This is a genomic window from Immundisolibacter sp. (assembly GCF_050250495.1).
Classification (GTDB): Bacteria; Pseudomonadota; Gammaproteobacteria; order Immundisolibacterales; family Immundisolibacteraceae; genus Immundisolibacter.
Map to the genome: position 1 here is coordinate 264,595 of NZ_JBFWOM010000001.1, position 18,070 is coordinate 282,664.

The following is an 18,070-nucleotide window of genomic DNA, read 5'->3' on the forward strand; positions in this document are numbered from 1 at the left end:
GACCATGCGCGAGCTGTCGGTGCGGGATCTGAAGGCGGCTCAGGATGACGGCACGGCCGCGCACTGGGATCTCCTTGATGTACGTGAGCCGTGGGAACACGCCCTGTGCGCCCTGCCCGGCGCGCGCCTGATGCCCATGCAAGGCCTGCCGGGGCGCCTGCAGGAACTCGACCCCACGCGCCCGACGGTGGTGCTGTGCCATCACGGCATGCGCAGCTATCAAGTGGCAGTGTGGCTTGAGCGCAATGGCTTCACGGACGTGGCCAACCTCAGCGGCGGCATCGATGCCTGGGCCCGCGAGATCGATCCCGGCATGGCGCAGTATTGACGCGCCATCTTGTCCATCAGCACGGTTGCGGAATCCCATCATGAAAAAACGTTTGTTTGCGGTCGGACTGACTGGCGCTGTGTTCGCGCTGCCGGCCTCAGCCGAGGATCTGACAGCGGTCTACCAGCAGGCGGTGCAGAACGACGCCCAGCTCGCCGCCGCCGCCGCCGCCCGCGACGCCGCGCGCGAGCTGAAGCCGCAAGCCCTGTCCTTCGTGCTGCCGAACATTCAGGCCAGCGCCAACACCACCAAGAACACCCTGCGGACCGATTCCGCCGGCACTTTTCCGCCGAGCGGCCGCACGGAGTTCAACAGCAACGCCTGGCAGGCGCAGATGGTGCAGCCGTTGTTCAACTGGCAGCTCATCGCCGGCCTCGGTCAGGCCGACGCGCTGGTGCGCCAGGCGGATAACCAGTACGCGTTTGCCGAGCAGGAACTGATGCTGCGCACGGCCAACCGCTACTTCGCCGTGCTGGCGGCCAACGACGGCCTGAGCTTCGCCGCGGCCGAGAAGGCCGCTATCGGGCGTCAGCTGGAACAGGCCAGGCAGCGCTTCGAGGTCGGCCTGATCGCCATTACCGACATCCACGAGGCGCAGGCCCGCTACGACCTCACCGTGTCGCAGGAAATCGAAGCCCGCCGGCTGGTCGCAAACGCGCTGGAGGCATTGCGCGAGGTCACCGGCACCGGCTACGAGAACCTGACGCCGCTCGCCGAGACCCTGCCGCTGGAGCCACCCGCCACGGCCGACGCGGAGGCCTGGGTCAAGCAGGGCGTCGAGGGCAACCCGCTGGTGCTGGCTGCCACTGAGGCGACCAACGCCGCCAGGAAGGAAATCGAGCGCCAGCGCGCCGGCCACTTCCCGACCCTGGACGCCACGGCTTCTTACTCCGACTCCAGCTTCAACGGCAGCCGCCAGGGCTCGGGCTTCGACGGTGAGGACACCATCTATGGCCTGCAGATGAAGTTGCCGATCTTCGAGGGCGGCCGGACCAACTCGCGCATCCGCCAGGCGCAGCGGCAATTGATCGAAGCGCAGCAACGCCTGGAGCAGCAGCGCCGGTCCACCGCCCGCGACACCCGCGACGCCTACCTTGGCGTGAACGTGTCGATCAGCCAGGTGAAGGCGCTGGCGCAGGCGCTGGTCTCGAACCAGAGCGCGCTTGAGGCCACCGAGCTCGGCTACCGGGTGGGCACCCGCACCTCGGTGGACGTGCTCGACGCCGAGCGCGAGCTGTACCGCGCCAAGCGGGATCTGGCGGCCGCCCGCTACGCGTATGTGCTGAACGTGCTGCGTCTCGAACTGGCGTCGGGCCAGCTGGGTCAGGACGACCTCACGCGCGTCAACGGCTGGCTCGGGTCGCCCGCGGCGGCGCCCGTCGCCACTGCGCCCGCCGCCTCGCCCTGATCGGAGTCGAGGTAACGCTCGATCAGCGCCAGCGTGCGCCCGGTGGCGCCGCGGTGTTGGTCGACCAAGGCCAGGCCGGCGCGGCCCAGGGCGTCGCGACGCTCGCCATCCGCCAGCACCTCCGCCAGCCGCGCGGCGAGATCCGCCGCGTCCCGTACCTCAAGCCCCGCGCCGGCGGCCAACACCTGATCGCGCAGCTCGACGAAGTTGCGAAGGTGCGGGCCGAACAGGCTCGGCTTGCCGCAGGCGGCAGGTTCAATCAGGTTGTGCCCGCCAAAGGCGCCGGCGCTGGTGCCGAGGCTGCCGCCCACGAACACCACATCCGCCGCCGCCATGAGCGACGGCAGCTCACCGAGCGTGTCCGCAAGGTAGACCGCGCACGGGCGCCCGTCGTCGGCGCTGCGCTCGGCGACGGCCCATCCGTCGGCGCGGCACAGCGCGGCCACCTCGGCAAAGCGCTGCGGGTGCCGCGGCGCGAGGATCAAGACCGCATCGGGATGCGCCTTGCGCAGCGCGCGGTGCGCCTGCAGCGCCGCCGCCTCCTCGCCGGCGTGGGTGCTGGCAGCGAGCCATACCGGGCGCGCACCACCCAGCCGCGCGCGCAGGGACAGACCGGGTGCCGGGTCGGCCGGGGCGGCGTCGAACTTGAGGTTGCCCGTCACCGTCAGGCGCTCGCGCGGCAAGCCGAGTTCTACCAGCCGCTCGCCATCGGCCGCGGTCTGTGCCGCAACGGCCGACAGCCGGGTGAGGGTCTCGCGCGTCAGTTGCGGCCAGCGGGCGTAGGCGCGCGCCGAGCCAGGCGACAGGCGCGCGTTGGCGAGAATCAGCTGTATCCCGTGGGCGCGCGCCGCGGCGTACAAATTTGGCCACAGCTCGGTCTCCAGAATGACGCCAAGGCACGGACGCCAGACCCGCACAAATCGGCGCACCGCGCCCGGCAGGTCGTACGGCAGGTAGCAGTGCGCGACGCGGCCACCCAGGCGGCTTGTCAGCTGCTCAGAGCCGGTCGGCGTAGTGGTCGTGACCAGGACCGGCAGCGCCGGGTGCGCTTCTTGCAGGGCAGCGATCAGTGGCAACGCGGCGTTCACCTCCCCTACCGACACCGCGTGCAGCCACACGGCACCCTGGTGATGGCACTGGCCAAAACCAAGGCGTTCGACCCAGCGCTGGCGATACGCCGGCTGGAGACGACTGCGCCACAGCAGCCGCCCGAACGCGAGCGGCAGGCCCACGCGCAACAGGCTTGAATAGAGATGACGATGGATGGACATCAATCGCGCCGGCGCAGGGCTGCTTCAACGGCGTGTGGCGTGGCGCGCCACCTGACGGACAGCCGGCTGCAACGCGTGCTGGCCGCTGCCGAGGTGCTGGAACGCGACCCCCACGGCGTGAAGGTTGCCCGCCTGCCGTCGGGCGTGTACCTCAAACTGTTCCGCCGCAAGCGCCTGCTGTCGTCTGCCGCATGGCGGCCGTATGCGCAGCGCTTCGTCGCCAACGCGCGCGCCCTGACGCGCCTTGCCGTGCGGACGGTGCGCGTGCGGGCCTATTTCTGGTGTCCGCAAGCACGGCGACACGTCGTGGCCTACGAGCCGCTCGCCGGCGAGACCGTGCGTGACCGCACCGGCAATGGCGGGGCCGTGGACTGGCCGGACCTCGCCCGGTTCCTGGCGTACCTGCATCGGCAAGGCGTCTATTTTCGGTCGCTGCACAGCGGAAACATTGTTTGCCTGCCGGGCGGCGGCTTCGGTTTGATCGACATCGCGGACCTGCGGATGCTGCGGGGGCCGCTCGGTCTTACGCGGCGCGTGCGCAACCTGCGCCCGCTGCTGCGCGATCCGGCGCTGCGGCCGCGGTGGCAGGCTATGCCGTTTCAGGAGTTCCTCGACGCCTACTGTCGAGCGGCGGGCGTGAGGCCCAGACAGGAGGCCCTGCTGCGACGCCTGGCCTGGTGGCAATGGGCGCGGTGTACCGGTCAAGGATCAGGCGCTTCGGTGTCCGATTCCGCGTCGCTGACCGGCAGTCGATAGTCGCCATTCAGCCAGCTGCCGAGGTCGGCCAGCTTGCAGCGTTCACCGCAAAACGGACGGTACGGGTTGTCGACCGACAGCGCCGCGGGCTTGCCGCAGGTGGGACACGGCACGTTCACAGGCTGCAACAGGCCAGACGAAACGCCACGTCATCGTCGGCCGGCTGCGGCTTGCCGGCGTCGGCGTATCGCACGAAGCGAATCGAAAACCGGTGCCGGCCGGCGCTGACTTCGGGGTAGTACTCCGATCCCAGCGGCAGCACGATGCGCAGCAACTGGTGGGCTTGCGCGCTGTCGAGCGAACGCTGGTAGAACCCTCTCTGGGCCGCTTCGCTCGCCGCCGTCGCGGCCTGCCGGATCAGGCCAAGGATCAGCCCGGTGGCGGTTCCAAGACTCACGAACGGACCGCTCCAGTCATCGAGATCACGTTGCCGGGCGGCGCTCGGCCGCGCCAGCCACCAGCGGTAGGCCGGCTGATCGAAGTCGCAGTTGCCGAGCGCCAGGTTATGGCGCTTGCGCAGCTGGCCGATCATGTCGCTTTCCATTAACCGCTGGGCAAACGGCAACGGCAACCGGTGCAGGCGGTCGACTTCGGCGTCAATCTCGTCGAGCACGGACTGTAGACGTCCGCGGTCGACCTCCGGCGCGCTCTGCATGGCGGTGAGGATGCCGGCCAGGCGGTCCAGCTCGCGGATCACCTCGGCCCGCAGGTCGCTGCGCGTCAACAGGTCCGCGAGGTCGAGCAAATGCGTCACGGTCGCGCGGTGGTGCCAGACCTGGTCGCCACCCAGACTGTCGTGCAGGTTGCGCAACACGAACTCCAGGCGCAGAAACAAACGCATGCGCTCGTTCAGCGGGTGCTCGTAGACGACGTGCTCGGGTGGATTCATAAGCCGTCAGGGAAAGCCGCTCACGGCGCGTGGGTGTCGGTGCGCCCGGCAAGTTCCAGATAGCGTGCGTGCATGCTTTCCAGCTGGCGCTGCAGGGCTGTCAGATCGCCGGCATTGTCGACCACGTCATCGGCGCCTTCAAGTCGCCGCTCGCGGGACGCTTGTGCCGCCAGCATGGCCTCGCACTGGGCGGCCGTCATCCCGTCGCGCTGAATCAGGCGGGCGACCTGCAGCTCGACCGGCACATCGATGACCAGCACCCGCTGGGCCAACGCCCGCAGGGCGGGCGACTCGATCAACAGCGGTACGTCCAGGATGCAGTACGGACCACTCGCCTTGGCCAGGCGGGCGCGTATCTCGTCACGAATCAGCGGATGCAGGAGGGCTTCCAGACGGCGCCGCTGGGTCGGGTCGGCAAACACGATCTCGCGCAGGCGCTTGCGATCGAGCGTGCCGTCGGCCTGGAGCACATCGGGACCGAACGCGGCGGCCACTGCTGCAAGCCCGGGCGTGCCGGGCGCGACAACATCGCGCGCCACCTGATCGGCGTCGATGACCGGCACGCCGCGCGCGCGAAAAAACGCAGCGGCGGTGGATTTCCCGGACGCGATGCCGCCCGTGAGACCGACCACCAGCATCAGAACGCCGCGCGCCAGTACGCCGCCCGCAGCGCTTCGCCCCACATCAGGTTGATCCAGCCGGCGACGGCCAGAAACGGCCCGAACGGAAACGGCTGCTGTCGAGCGTGCGCGCCGCGGGCAATGCTGACGACCCCATAGAACGTGCCGACCAGCGACGCGAGCAGGATGCAGGCCGGCAATGCCTGCCAGCCGAGCCAGGCACCCAGCAGCGCCAGCAGCTTGAAGTCGCCATACCCCATGCCCTCCTTGCCGGTCAGCCGCTTGAAGGCGTGATAGACCAACCACAGGCTGAGGTAGCCCGCCACCGCCCCGATGACGGCCGAGCGCAAGTCCGTGAACGTGCCGCCGAGATTGACCAGCAACCCGGCCCAGATGCCCGGCAGGGTGATGGCGTCCGGCAGCAGCAGGTGATCGATGTCGATCTGCGTCAGCACCAGCAGCGTGAGGCTGAGGCCGACCGCGGCCAGGGCCGCGAAACCTGGCCCGAAGCGCCAGGCCGCGACGCCGGCGAGCACCCCCGCCGCGAGCTCCAGCACCGGATAGCGCGCGGAAATAGGCACCTGACACGCCGCGCAGCGGCCACGCAACCACAACCAGCCGACGAGCGGGAGGTTGTGACGCCACGCAATGGGCGCCTTGCAATGGGGACAGTGCGAGGCCGGGAAGGCAAGATCGAAGCGTTCCGCTGCGATCGCCGCACTGCCGTCGGCCTGCCACTGCCGCTGCAGCATGACGGGCAGGCGGTGGGCGACCACGTTCAGGAAGCTGCCGACCACCAGCCCCAGCAGCGCGCACGCGCCGGCGAATAACGCCGTGTTGTGGGCGAGCAGATCCAGCAAGGCGCCGGCTCAGAACACCGACGCGAGCTTGAAGATCGGCAGATACATGGCGATCACGAGGCCGCCGACAATCACGCCGAGCACGGACATGATCAGCGGCTCCATGAGGCTGGTCAGGCGGTTGACCATCTCATCCACCTCCGCCTCGTAAAAATCTGCCACCTTGCCGAGCATGTGATCGACCGAGCCCGATTCCTCGCCGATCGCCACCATCTGGTTCACCATGTGGGCGAACAGGTTGGTGTTCTCCATGGACGTGTGCAGCGTACTGCCGGTGGACACCTCGTCCCGAATCTGCAGGATGCCTTTTTCGTAAACCACGTTGCCGGCGGCGCGAGCGACCGAATCCATCGCTTCCACCAGCGGCACACCGGCACCGAACATGGTCGACAGCGTGCGTGCGTAGCGCGCCACGGCACCCTTGCGGACGATCTCGCCGATCAGCGGCACGCGCAGCAGCGCGCCGTCGAGAAAATCGCGGAACCGCTCCGAGCGGCGGTGCGCCTGCACCGCGCCGATGCTCGCCCCTGCCACCACCAGCAGGGCAATCCACCACCACTCGCGAAAACCGCGCGACAACTCAACCACCCAGGAGGTGAGCGCGGGCAGGTCGGCGCCGAAGCCCTTGAACAGGCTCTCGAACTGCGGAATCACGAACACCAGCAGGATGGTGGTGACGATGAAGCCGACCGCGATCACCGCCGCCGGGTAGAACATCGCCGACCGGATCTTGCGCTTGAGCGCTTCCGATTTTTCGAGGTAGACAGACAGCTTGGCGAGCACACCGTCCAGGATGCCCGCCTGCTCGCCGGCGGCAACCAGGTTCACGTACAGCTCGTTGAACTGGCGAGGGTGCTGCGCGAGCGCCTCGTGCAGGCTGAGGCCGCCCTCAACCTGGCCCTTGATGGCCATCAACATCTCGGTCATGGCCGGGTTGTCATGACCGCGACCGATGATGTCGAACGAGGACACCATCGGCACGCCCGACTCCAGCATCGTCGCGAGCTGGCGCGTGAAATAGGCGACGTCCGCCGCCCCCACTTTTTGCCGGGACTCCAGCAAGGTTGACTTCTGCCGCACCTTGGCACGCAGCACGCCGCGCTTGCGCAACTGGTCGCGGACGTAGGCCTCGTCGGCACTCTTGATCTGGCCGCTCAGACGCTTGCCGGTGCGGTCCACGCCGGACCAGTTGAAGGTGCGCACGCGCTCGGCGGTGGCGGTACGGGTTGCCATCGGGGACGTCACTCCTTGGTAATGCGGCGGATCTCGCTCAGGCTCGTGACGCCCTCGCGCACCTTGGCGAGGCCGGCCTTGACCAGGTCGGCAATGCCTTCCTTGGCCGCCTGCTGCGCGATATCGAGATCCGATACCTCATGCATGATGAGTTTGCGCATGTCGTCTGAAATCGGCATCACCTGATAGATGCCGACGCGGCCCTTGTAGCCCTCGGTGCACTGGTCGCAGCCCACCGCCTCGTACACGGTCAGTCCGGCGTCGATTTCTTCTTCCGAAAACCCTTCGCGCAGCAGCGCCGCGCGCGGCAGGTCGAGCGGCGTCTTGCAAAGCTTGCACAGGCGCCGCGCCAGGCGTTGCGCCATGACCAGGTTCAGCGCGGCGGCCACGTTGTACGACGGCACGCCCATGTTCATGAGGCGCGTGATGGTCTGCGGGGCGTCGTTGGTGTGCAGCGTGGCCAGCACCATGTGACCGGTCTGCGCAGCCTTGACGGCGATCTCGGCCGTTTCAAGATCGCGAATCTCGCCGATCAGGATCACGTCCGGATCCTGGCGCAGGAACGAACGCAGGGCGGCGGCAAAAGTGAGGCCGGCCTTGACGTTGACGTTGACCTGGTTGACACCTTCCATGACGATTTCGACCGGATCCTCGGCCGTCGAAATGTTGATGCCGGGCTGGTTCAGTTCCTTGAGGCCGGCATAAAGACTCATGGTCTTGCCGCTGCCGGTGGGACCGGTGATCAGGATCATGCCGTAGGGCTTGTGCAGGTTCTTCTCGAACAGCTCGCGCTGCTCGGGATCGAAGCCGAGCTTCTCGATGTTGAGCAGTCCGCCGCCCGCGTCTAGCACGCGCATGACGATTTTCTCGCCGTACAGCGTGGGGCAGGTACTCACACGCAGATCAACCGTGCGCTGACGCGACACCTTCAGCTTGATGCGGCCGTCCTGCGGCACGCGCCGTTCGGCTATGTCGAGCCGCGCGAGCACCTTGACGCGCGCGGCCAGGCGGTTGGCGAGCCCGGGCGGCGGCGCGGCCACCTCCCGCAGGATGCCATCGACCCGGTAGCGGACCCGGTAGCGCTTCTCGTACGGCTCGAAGTGCAGGTCCGACGCGCCCTTGCCGATGGCGTCCAGCAACAGCTTGTTGACGTAGCGCACCACCGGCGCGTCGTCCACGTCGACGCTGGCCGGCCCGGTGTCCTGCTCCTCGTCGGTCGAAACCAGCGCGTCAAGGTCCGCGTCGTTGATGTCGTCAAGCGGCTGGGTGTCCTGCGCGCTGACCAGCCGTGCGATCAGCGCCGTCAGCTTGTCGTGCGCGACGAGAATGGCTTCGGTGCTCAGACCGGAACTGAACTTGATCTCATCCAGCGCGCGGTAATCGGTCGGGTCGGACACGGCCGCGAACAGGCGATTGCCGCGGCGAAACAGCGGCACCGCACGATACTTGCGCACGATCTGTTCGCTGACGCCGTGCATGCTGATCACGGCCGGGTCCACGGCGTCGACATCCAGCACCGGCAGACCGAACTCGGTCGACGCGCACAGTGCAACCTGCGCCGCATCGCAACCGCCCGCCTCCACCAGGTAGGCAACCAGCGACATCTCCCGCGCCGCCGCTTCCTGACTGGCGCGCGCCGCTTCCACGTCCGACAGCAGCCCCACGCTCGCCAGGCGCTTGGCGAGGCCGATCAGCGTGACTTGGGTGCTGGGAGTGGCCATGCGTGCGAGGCTGCGTCGTACAAGCCGTCAAATCTCACGTGAAGATACTGTCCGTTGCCCTATTTACACTGCGCCGGCCTGCGCGGCAATGCACAGCCGGACATGCTGTCCCGGCGGATGGTAGCGTGGCCTTGATTCCGGATGTTTATCGGCGCCTGTGGCGCAGGCTTGATGGTCGCGAAGCGGAGCGCCGTTCGCCGTGATGGCGGGAGCCACCTTCGGTTGCGTGAATGCTCAGGGTTTGCGCGTTGCCGGCGGTCCGGGCATCCTGCGCCGGCCTGGCACCAAGCATCCGATCGCCCGCCAGCCACTAGCCCCTCCAGGGTCGGCCCGCTATCGAGTGCCGGTGCGATCCCGAGTTGGCACCGGCATGCACCGCGCCAGATCGATGGAACGGGTCAGCCCGGCTTTTCATCAATGCCTCGGGATCGCCGCCACTCGACCAGCTCGCGGGCCAACGTGGCGCTTCGCCTCACCGATACCAGGACAACCATCATGAATCGACTCTGGGCGGCACTCGGACTCGCCACGGCCGTCGCCGCGCACGCCGCCGATGACGCGCGCCTGCAGCCGGGTCGGCTGCGCGTGCTGTCGCTCGACCCTACACAATTGAGGGAGGTGGTGCCGGGCGCGGTGTACATGGGGCACTGGTTCGGCAGTCACCAGAGCACAGCGCTGTTCCGGTTTCCTCCCGCTGCACCGTCGACGGCCCCGGCGAAGCTCGCCTTCCACAGCCACGGCACGGAGTTCGCGGTGCAAACGGCGGGCGACTCCGAAATCATCGACGAGCGCCGGCGCCGCTATCCGCTGAAGCAAGGCGACGTGGTGCTGGTCAAGGCCAACGTGCGCCACACCGGCACCTTCGGCAACACCGAGAACCGCATCCTGAGCGTGGTCACGCCGGCGCGGCCGGAGTACCCGCCCGAGGACGGCACGGCGTATTTCCCCGGCCACGGGCAGCCGGCGGCGGCAGCAGCCCCGGCCCGGACGGACTACGCCGGCCCGACCGTGCGCAGCCTGTTCAACCTCGCCACGGTGGAATCGACCCTGGTGGACTATCCGGGCGGCGGGGTCGCTTTTCGGCACTGGCAGGGCGACGACGTGAGCGTTGCCGTGACCCGCCTGCGCCGGGACGGTGCGCAGCATCGGCCGGGCACACACGCGGTGCACGGCGAGGAAGTCGCCTGGCTGGTGCGTGGCCGGATGCGGTATGTGGCGCCCGGCCTCGGCGACGTCACTGCCGAGGAGGGGCAGGCCGTGGTGCTGCCGCCGTATCGGGCGCACAGCGCGCAGTGCCTGAGCGACGATTGCCTGATCGTGTCCTGGCACAGCCCACGGCGCGACGAGTGGGGACCGGAGGGTCACTTGCCGCCGATCGAACTCATCACGACCGGTGGCGGCGCGGTGGCGAGCGCTCACCCGGCGCAGTGCCCATGTAAAAAAGACACTCACTCGTCATCCCAATAACGCGACATCCCCCATTAAGCTCGCGGGGGCGGCCGGCCCCTGCCGCCCATCAATCACTCCCCAAGGACAGGACATCATGCGATCGAAGGGCTGGAACGGGCGTAGCGGCCTCATGTTCGTGGCGGCCGCCACGCTGGTCGGCTGCGGTGCGGGCACGGATCCTGAGCCGCCGGCGCCGCGCCAGGTGTCCATCACCGCCGCCGAGGCCGCCGCACGGCCGGTCGAGGTGCTTGAAGAATCGGTCGGCTATATCGATACGCTCACCGCGCCGCTGGTGGCGGCCGAGGTCGCGGGCCGGCTGGTCGAGGTGCGCGTCGACGTCGGACAGGCAGTCAAGGCCGGCGATGTGCTGGCCCGCATCGATGCGGTCGACTACGAGAACGAGTTGCGCTCGACCAGCGCCGAGGTCGGACGTCTCAAGGCGCTGGTCGACAATCAGCGCCGCGTGGTGGAGCGCTATCGCAGCCTGGGTCGGGACGAGTTCGTGTCCGAGACCGCACTCGACGAGGCCGAATCGCAGCTCAAGGCGCTGACCGAGCAGCTCGCCACGGCCAGTGCCCGGCGCGACATGGCCACGCGCGGCGTGAGCAAGACCACCGTGCTGGCGCCGGTGGACGGGGTGATCCAGCAGCGCCTGGTGTCGAAGGGCACCTACGTCGCCAACGGCCAGGCACTGTTCGAGATCGCCACCCGCGCCCTGCTGCGCGTGCACCTGCCGCTGCCGGAGACGGTGCTGGGCCGCGTCGCGGTCGGCCAGACGGTGTACCTCACCACGCCATCGGCGCCCGGCCAGCGCGTGACCGGCAAGGTGACCGAGCTGCGCCCGCGCGTGAGCACCGGCAGCCGCTCGGGCGAGGCCATCGTGGAGCTGCCGAACCCGGGCGACTGGGCGCCCGGCTCAAGCGTGGTGGGTCAGCTGGTGCTGGCGCGGCGCGATTCGGTGGTGGTGCCGGCGGTGAGCGTGGTGCTGCGCCCGGCCGGCCAGGTGGCGTACCGCATCGATGGCGACACGGCGCGTCAGGTGAAGGTGGAAGTGGGCGAGCGCCTCGGCAACGAGGTCGAGATCGTCTCGGGACTCGAAGCCGGCGCGCGCATTGCGGTTGACGGCGCGGCGTATCTGTCCGACGGCGCGCCGGTGAAGCTGCGGGAGCAAGGCTCATGACACTGCCGGAAATCTCCATCAAGCGGCACATCTTCGCGCTCATGCTGAGCCTGCTGATCGTGCTGTTCGGCGTCATCTCCTACCAGCGCATCGGCGTCGATCGCTACCCGCAGATTCAGTTCCCGGCGGTGTCGGTGATCACGGCGCTGCGCGGCGCCAACCCCGAGGTCATCGACTCGGCCGTCACCAACGTCATCGAGAGCGCCGTCAACAGCACGCCCGGCATCGAGCGCATCGAGTCGCAGTCGCTGCCCGGCACGTCGCTGATCGTCGTCATCTTCAAGCTCGGCAAGGACGTCGACGTCGCCTTCAACGAGGTGCAGACCAAGGTCAGCCAGGCCGTCGAACGCCTGCCGGACGACATCGAGGCGCCGGTGGTGGCCAAGCTCGAAACGGGCTCGCAGGCCATCATGTGGCTGTCGCTGGAGGGCGACCGCACCGACCCGCAGCTCGACACCTACGCCCGCACGGTGCTCAAGAAGCGGCTTGAGACCATCGACGGCGTGGGCGAGGTGCAACTCGGCGGCGTGCAGGAGCGCGCCATCCGCGTGAACGTGGACCTCGACCGTGCCGCCGCGCTCGGCGTGACGGCGCAGGACATCACCGCCGCGCTCGCCAACGAGCACCTGCAACTGCCGGGCGGCTTTCTGGTCGGCGGGCAGACCGAGCACCTGATCAAGCTCGACCAGGAATACCACTCGGTGGCCGAGATGCAGCGCCTGGTGGTGGGCCACCGCGACGGCGCGCCGATCCTGCTGAAGGACGTGGCGCGCGTGGAGGACTCCGGCAAGGACCGGCGCCAGGCGGCCTACCAGAAGGGCAAGGTGTCGATGGGGCTCGGCATCGTCAAGATCAGCAACGCCAACACGGTCGCCATCGCCAACGAGGTGAAGCGCCGCCTCGACACCGAATTTCGGCCCTCGCTGCCGCCGGGCATGAACCTGTCCATCACCTGGGACGACAGCGACTACATCACCCGCACCATCGCCGCGCTGACCGAGCACATTTACCTCGGCGCGGCGCTGGCGGCGCTGGTGGTGTTCGTGTTCCTGGTCAACCTGCGCGCCACGGTCATCATTGCGCTCGCCATCCCGGTGTCGCTGCTGGCGGCGGTGCTGATCATGTACTTCATGGGCTACACCCTGAACACCATGACCATGCTGGCGCTGCTGCTGCTGATCGGCGTGGTGGTGGACGACGCCATCGTGGTGCTGGAGAACATCCACCGGCACATGCACGAACGGCCGGGCGATCCGCACCGCGCCGCAGCCGAGGGCACGCAGCAGGTGTACTTCGCCATCGTCGCGGCCACCTTCGCGCTGGTGTGCATCTTCGGGCCGGTGATCTTCATGGAAGGGGTGATTGGCCTGTTCTTCGAGTCGTTCGCCGTGGTCGTCACCACCGGCGTGCTGGCCTCGCTGTTCGTGGCGGTTACGCTCACGCCCATGCTGTGCTCGCGGCTGCTGAAGGTCGAGGTGCATCAGGGTCGGCTCGCCCGGGCGAGCTTCGCCGCCATGGACCGGGTGGAGGCCGCCTACCGGCGCTCGCTCGACTGGGTGCTGCGCAGACGCTGGCTGACCGTGGTGCTGGCGGTGCTGGTGGTGCTGCCGGCCGTCTGGCTGTTCGGCGTCATCGGCAAGACCTTCGAGCCCGACGTCGACGAGAGCGGTTTCCTGGTCACCTTCAAGACGCCGCTCGGTTCCAGCCTCGCCTACTCCGAGCGACGCATGCAGGAGGTAGAGGCGCTGCTGAAGGCGCAACCCGAGGTGCGCGATTACTGGTCCGCGGTCGGCCTCGGCCCGTTGGGACAGGTGAGCCAGGGCATGGTCTTCGTGCGCCTGCTGCCGGACGAGGAGCGGGACGCGCACCAGTTCGACGTGATCCGCCGCGTGCAGGCCAAGCTCACCGAGATCCCCGGCATCGAGGCCTTCGCCGGGCGCGTCCCGGCGGTGCAGGGTGCGCGCGGCGAGCCGCTGCAGTTCGTGGTGCGGGGCGTGGATCTCACGCGCGTGGCGGGTCTTGCCAAGGAGCTGCACACCAAGCTGTCTACCGAGCACCCGGAGCTGGGCTACGTCGACCTTGATCTGAAGCTCGACCTGCCGCAGTTCAAGCTGCACATCGACCGCGTGCGGGCGGCGAGTCTGGGTTTGAATGCCGCCACCGTATCGCAGGCCGTGAACCTGCTCATGGGCGGGCAGGACGTGGCCTATTTCAACGACGAACCGGGCGACGGCGAGCGCTACGACGTGCGCGTCAAGGCCGTCGAGGGGCAGGTCACGCGGCCCGAGCACCTGCGGCGGATTTATCTTCGCAGCGGGAGCGGCGAGCTGGTGCGGGCCGACACCATCGCGAGCTTCGAGGAGCGCCTGGGGCCGGCGCTGATTGCCCGCTACGACCTGCGCTACGCCGCGAACTTCTATGCCGAACCCAAGCTGCCACTGAACGAAGCCGTCGCCATCGTGCAGGAGGCCGCCGGCCAGCTGCCGGAGGGTTACGAGGTCACCATGGTGCGCCAGACCAAGGACTTCGCCGACACGGTGCGCATCCTGACCGGCACGTTTGGTCTCGCCGTCGTGTTGCTGTACATGGTGCTGGCGAGCCAGTTCAACTCGCTGGTGCAGCCGTTCATCATCATGGTGGCGCAGCCGCTGGCGGCGGTCGGTGCCCTGTTCAGCCTATGGCTGTTCGACATGACGCTCAACATCTACTCGATGATCGGCATGGTGCTTCTGGTGGGGCTGGTCGCCAAGAACTCGATCCTGCTGGTCGACCTTGCCAACCAGCTGCGCGTGCAGGGCAAGTCCATCGACGAGGCGCTGCTGGACGCCTGCCCGGTGCGCCTGCGCCCGGTGCTGATGACCTCACTGACCATCATCCTGGCCATGCTGCCGGCCGCGCTCGGTTTCGGTACCGGCTTCGAGGCCAACGGCCCACTGGCGGTGACCATCATCGGCGGCATGATCAGCTCGACCGTGCTCACGCTGCTGGTGGTGCCGGCGCTGTACTCGCTGTCCGAGCACGGGCTTGCGCGGCTGCGTCAGCGTACCGGGCGCGCCCTGCTGGCAACTCGCTCCGCGTGATGGTTCAGCTCGGCCTGCGCGCCGTTTGGTCCCGGCGCCGCGGCGTACTCCGCGCACACCGCCTCAAGCAGACGCCGGCAGCGCGCATCCACCAGCTCGTACAGTGTCTGCGGGCCGCGCCGCCGGCTCGCCACCACGCCGGCCTCGCGCAGGCGCGCCAGATGCTGCGACAGCGCCGACTGCGCGATCGGCACCCGCAGGTTCAGCTCGGACACGCTCATCGGCCGCTCGGCCAGCGCGCACAGCAACAGCAGGCGGTGTTCGTTGGCGAGCGCCTTGAGCATCGCCGCCGCGGCGCAGACCTGGTGCATCTGCTTGAGGTCGGTGGTCATTGTTTCTTGGTTGTTGTTGAAGACGCCCGGGAGATTAGGGCCTGCTAATGCACCGGACGTGTGAACCATTAACCACTTGGGCGCGGAAACGCGCGAGGAGAAGCAGATGAGCGTCGATGTCATGTCGTTTTTCGATCCCCCGACCGGCAGCTGGTCATATCTGGTGATCGACCCCGCCAGCCGGCAGGCGGCCGTCATCGACCCGGTGCTGGACTTCGACGTCGCCGCGGGCCGGACCGGCCACAGCGGTGCCGACCGCCTGCTGCAGGCGGTCCGTGAGCGGGATCTCGACGTCGCGTGGATTCTTGAAACCCACGCCCACGCCGACCACCTGACGGCCGCCGCCTACCTCAAGGCCCAGCTCGGCGCGCCACTGGCCGTGGGGGCCGGCATCTGCACGGTGCAGCAGACCTTCGCCCGCATCTTCAATCTCGGTTCAGAGTTCGCGGTTGACGGCTCGCAGTTCGATCGTCTGCTGCAGGACGGCGACAGCCTGCCGCTCGGCGATCTCGCCATCCGCGTGCTGGCCACGCCCGGGCACACCAGCGACAGTGTCAGTTACCAGGTGGGCGATGCCGTGTTCATCGGCGACACGCTGTTCCTGCCGGACGTCGGCAGCGCGCGCTGCGACTTCCCGGGTGGCGACGCCACCACGCTGTATCACTCGGTGCAGCGCCTGTATGCGCTGGGTGACGCCACGCGCATGTTCGCGTGCCACGACTACCCGCCGCAGGGACGCGAGGCGCAGTGCGAGACGACCGTCGCCGCCCAGCGGGCAGGCAACATTCACTTGCGCGACGACGTGACCCTCGACGCGTTCGTCGCCATGCGCACCGCGCGCGACGCGACGCTCGCCGTGCCCCGGCTGATCCTGCCGTCGATCCAGGTCAACATCCGCGCCGGCGCGCTACCGCCACCGGAGGACAACGGCGTGTCCTATCTGAAACTGCCGCTCGACGTGCTGTGAGACCCGCATGAGCAACTTCACCCCGTACACGGCGCTCGGCGGCGGCCTGTTGATCGGCCTCTCCGCGGTACTGCTGCTGTACCTGAACGGCCGCATCGCCGGCATCAGCGGCATCCTGAACGGCGCGCTGGCGCGCACCCGGGGCGACACCGCCTGGCGGGTGGCTTTCATCGTCGGCATGCTCGCCGGCGGCGCGGCGTTCTGGTGGCTAACGCCGCACGCCTTCACGCCGCGCGAGGGTTACCCGCTGCACCTGCTGCTGCCGGCGGGGTTCCTGGTCGGCTTCGGCACCCGTCTTGGCAGCGGCTGCACCAGCGGCCACGGCGTGTGCGGTCTTGGCCGACGCTCGCTGCGCTCGCTGGTGGCGACCATTACCTTCGTCGGCTGCGGCATGGTCACCGTGTACCTGCTGCGCCACCTGCTCGGAGTGCAGCCATGAACCGGGTGATCGCGGCCGCGCTGTGCGGCGTGCTGTTCGGCGTCGGCCTTGCGCTCGCGCAGATGATCGACCCGAACAAGGTGCTGGCGTTTCTGGACGTCGCCGGCGCCTGGGATCCGAGCCTGGTCCTGGTGATGGGCGGCGGCGCGGGCGTCACGGCGCTCGCATTCCCGTTGATCACACGGCGCACGCGCCCTCGACTGGACACGGTGTTTCACCTGCCGGGCAAGCGCCAACTCGACGCCCGCCTGATTGGCGGCGCCGCGCTGTTCGGCATCGGCTGGGGCCTCGCCGGCTACTGCCCCGGCCCGGCGCTGGTGGCGCTCACGCTCGGCACCGCCGAGCCGTGGCTGTTCGTTGTCGCCATGCTGGTGGGCTCGTTCGCCTGCAAGGCGTGGCTCGACGGCGGGCGCTAGCGGCCCCTCTCATCAACGCGCTGTCGCTTGAGTTCGTGCGGCGGCTACCATTCCCCCCTTTCCACCCCGCAAGGAGCCCCTGATGCTGACCAAAGACGATATCCGCGGCGTGTCCGCCATGATCCCGACGCCGTGCAAGGAAGGTCAGGGCGGCTGGCAGTACGAGAATTCGGTCGATCTCGACGAAACCGCGCGCATGACCGAACAGCTGATCGCTGCCGGCATCGGCTCGATCGCCGCCAACGGCACCACCGGCGAGTGCGCCGCGCTGACGCTGGAAGAAAAGCTCGCCTTCACGCGCACCATCGTCGAGGTCGCCCGCGGCCGGGTGCCGGTATTCGCCGGCATCACCACGCTCGGCACCAAGGAGACGGTGCGCCAGATGCGCCTGTTCCGGGAACTCGGCGCCGAGGGCGGCTTCGTCGGCCTGCCGCTGTGGCAGACGCCGACCATCACCAATGCGGTGAAGTTCTATGCGGACCTCGCGGAAGCCGTGCCGGACATGGGCCTGATGGTTTACGCCAATCCGCTGTTCTTCAAGTCCACCTTCCCGGTCGAGTTCTGGGCCGGCGTCGGCAAGCACTGCCCGACCGTGGTCACCTGCAAGTACGTCGGCAATCTGCTGGATCCGAAGAACATGCTGATCGATCTGCCGGCCAGCATGGACGCGGCGCCGCATGTTCAGTTCCTGCCGATCGACTTCGCCGTGCCGATGGCCTACGAGATGGTGGGCGACCGCCTGAAGGGCATGTGGTCGACCAGCTGCGCCATGGGACCTGAGCCCATCGTCGCCCTGCAGCGGGCACTCGAAGCCGGCGACAAGGCGCGCATGGGCGAGATCATGCACGACCTGCACGAGCTGCCGAACGCGATTCCGGACTTCAAGGAATTCTCCAAGTACAACGTGCAGGTGGAGAAGATCCGCTGCAACGCCGCCGGTTACATCAAGGCCGGCCCGTGCCGCGCGCCGTACGAGGACATTCCGGACGACTGGCGTGCCCTGTGCGAGGCGAGCGGCAAGGCCTGGGGCGAACTGTGCGCGCGCAAGTACCGCTGAACCGCTACCCCTGACCTGACCGTCGGGCAGCGCGCGCCCGACGGGATGGAGCACGAGCCCGGCC

The 18,070-nt window shown here is 68.4% G+C and carries 18 protein-coding genes; 10 read left to right on the plus strand and 8 right to left on the minus strand.

The window, feature by feature from the left end:
• The first annotated feature begins 4 nt into the window (after window positions 1-4).
• Together AB7F93_RS01280 and AB7F93_RS01285 are read left to right on the plus strand one after the other, a co-directional pair.
• Window positions 5-328 carry a rhodanese-like domain-containing protein gene (locus AB7F93_RS01280; protein ID WP_428301062.1) on the plus strand — a complete coding sequence of 108 codons (324 nt, stop codon included), beginning with the start codon at window positions 5-7 and terminating at the stop codon, window positions 326-328.
• A gap of 40 nt (window positions 329-368) precedes the next feature.
• On the plus strand, window positions 369-1,736 hold the full coding sequence (locus tag AB7F93_RS01285) for a TolC family outer membrane protein (protein WP_428301063.1): 1,368 nt from the start codon (window positions 369-371) through the stop codon (window positions 1,734-1,736).
• Here the strand turns inward: AB7F93_RS01285 and waaA are convergent.
• Window positions 1,652-3,007: a lipid IV(A) 3-deoxy-D-manno-octulosonic acid transferase gene (gene waaA / locus AB7F93_RS01290; RefSeq protein ID WP_428301064.1), complete on the minus strand. Its 1,356-nt coding sequence runs from the start codon at window positions 3,005-3,007 to the stop codon at window positions 1,652-1,654. The two genes, AB7F93_RS01285 and waaA, sit on opposite strands and share 85 nt — an antisense overlap.
• 39 nt (window positions 3,008-3,046) lie before the next feature.
• Here waaA and AB7F93_RS01295 point away from each other — a divergent pair, with 39 nt between their 5' ends.
• Window positions 3,047-3,763 (plus strand): toluene tolerance protein, encoded by a 717-nt coding sequence (locus tag AB7F93_RS01295; RefSeq protein WP_428301065.1) that lies wholly within the window; start codon window positions 3,047-3,049, stop codon window positions 3,761-3,763.
• Here the strand turns inward: AB7F93_RS01295 and AB7F93_RS01300 are convergent.
• From AB7F93_RS01300 to pilB, 6 genes are read right to left on the minus strand one after another with little or no spacing between them, the layout of a single operon-like run.
• The gene (locus tag AB7F93_RS01300; protein ID WP_428301066.1) at window positions 3,709-3,882 is read right to left on the minus strand and encodes a DNA gyrase inhibitor YacG; all 174 of its coding nucleotides are present in this window, start codon (window positions 3,880-3,882) and stop codon (window positions 3,709-3,711) included. The genes AB7F93_RS01295 and AB7F93_RS01300 overlap by 55 nt on opposite strands.
• The gene (gene zapD / locus AB7F93_RS01305; protein WP_428301067.1) at window positions 3,879-4,652 is read right to left on the minus strand and encodes a cell division protein ZapD; all 774 of its coding nucleotides are present in this window, start codon (window positions 4,650-4,652) and stop codon (window positions 3,879-3,881) included. The genes AB7F93_RS01300 and zapD overlap by 4 nt, the downstream gene beginning before the upstream one ends.
• 20 nt (window positions 4,653-4,672) lie before the next feature.
• On the minus strand, window positions 4,673-5,290 hold the full coding sequence (coaE, locus tag AB7F93_RS01310) for a dephospho-CoA kinase (RefSeq protein ID WP_428301068.1): 618 nt from the start codon (window positions 5,288-5,290) through the stop codon (window positions 4,673-4,675).
• The gene (locus AB7F93_RS01315; RefSeq protein ID WP_428301069.1) at window positions 5,290-6,132 is read right to left on the minus strand and encodes a prepilin peptidase; all 843 of its coding nucleotides are present in this window, start codon (window positions 6,130-6,132) and stop codon (window positions 5,290-5,292) included. The genes coaE and AB7F93_RS01315 overlap by 1 nt, the downstream gene beginning before the upstream one ends.
• Window positions 6,133-6,141: 9 nt before the next feature.
• Window positions 6,142-7,365 (minus strand): type II secretion system F family protein, encoded by a 1,224-nt coding sequence (locus AB7F93_RS01320; RefSeq protein ID WP_428301070.1) that lies wholly within the window; start codon window positions 7,363-7,365, stop codon window positions 6,142-6,144.
• A gap of 8 nt (window positions 7,366-7,373) precedes the next feature.
• Window positions 7,374-9,086: a type IV-A pilus assembly ATPase PilB gene (gene pilB / locus AB7F93_RS01325; protein WP_428301071.1), complete on the minus strand. Its 1,713-nt coding sequence runs from the start codon at window positions 9,084-9,086 to the stop codon at window positions 7,374-7,376.
• Window positions 9,087-9,581: 495 nt separating this feature from the next.
• On the opposite strand from pilB, the gene AB7F93_RS01330 reads away from it, so the two are divergent.
• The 3 genes from AB7F93_RS01330 (at window position 9,582) to AB7F93_RS01340 (ending at window position 14,795) form a co-directional block, all read left to right on the plus strand.
• A complete protein-coding gene (locus AB7F93_RS01330) occupies window positions 9,582-10,553 on the plus strand; it encodes a hypothetical protein (RefSeq protein ID WP_428301072.1) in 972 nt (323 codons plus the stop codon).
• A gap of 76 nt (window positions 10,554-10,629) precedes the next feature.
• Window positions 10,630-11,715 (plus strand): efflux RND transporter periplasmic adaptor subunit, encoded by a 1,086-nt coding sequence (locus AB7F93_RS01335; RefSeq protein WP_428301073.1) that lies wholly within the window; start codon window positions 10,630-10,632, stop codon window positions 11,713-11,715.
• Window positions 11,712-14,795, plus strand: a complete 3,084-nt coding sequence (locus AB7F93_RS01340) for an efflux RND transporter permease subunit (RefSeq protein ID WP_428301074.1) — start codon at window positions 11,712-11,714, stop codon at window positions 14,793-14,795. Before AB7F93_RS01335 ends, AB7F93_RS01340 begins: the two co-directional genes overlap by 4 nt.
• Here the strand turns inward: AB7F93_RS01340 and AB7F93_RS01345 are convergent.
• The gene (locus AB7F93_RS01345) at window positions 14,753-15,127 is read right to left on the minus strand and encodes an ArsR/SmtB family transcription factor (protein WP_428301075.1); all 375 of its coding nucleotides are present in this window, start codon (window positions 15,125-15,127) and stop codon (window positions 14,753-14,755) included. The two genes, AB7F93_RS01340 and AB7F93_RS01345, sit on opposite strands and share 43 nt — an antisense overlap.
• A 106-nt stretch (window positions 15,128-15,233) precedes the next feature.
• Here AB7F93_RS01345 and AB7F93_RS01350 point away from each other — a divergent pair, with 106 nt between their 5' ends.
• The 4 genes from AB7F93_RS01350 to AB7F93_RS01365 all read left to right on the plus strand — a co-directional run bounded on the left by AB7F93_RS01350 (window position 15,234) and on the right by AB7F93_RS01365 (window position 18,006).
• Window positions 15,234-16,094 (plus strand): MBL fold metallo-hydrolase, encoded by an 861-nt coding sequence (locus tag AB7F93_RS01350; protein ID WP_428301076.1) that lies wholly within the window; start codon window positions 15,234-15,236, stop codon window positions 16,092-16,094.
• Window positions 16,095-16,101: 7 nt separating this feature from the next.
• Window positions 16,102-16,533 (plus strand): YeeE/YedE family protein, encoded by a 432-nt coding sequence (locus tag AB7F93_RS01355; protein ID WP_428301077.1) that lies wholly within the window; start codon window positions 16,102-16,104, stop codon window positions 16,531-16,533.
• On the plus strand, window positions 16,530-16,949 hold the full coding sequence (locus AB7F93_RS01360) for a DUF6691 family protein (RefSeq protein ID WP_428301078.1): 420 nt from the start codon (window positions 16,530-16,532) through the stop codon (window positions 16,947-16,949). Before AB7F93_RS01355 ends, AB7F93_RS01360 begins: the two co-directional genes overlap by 4 nt.
• Before the next feature lie 82 nt (window positions 16,950-17,031).
• A complete protein-coding gene (locus tag AB7F93_RS01365) occupies window positions 17,032-18,006 on the plus strand; it encodes a dihydrodipicolinate synthase family protein (protein WP_428301079.1) in 975 nt (324 codons plus the stop codon).
• Window positions 18,007-18,070 lie beyond the last annotated feature (64 nt).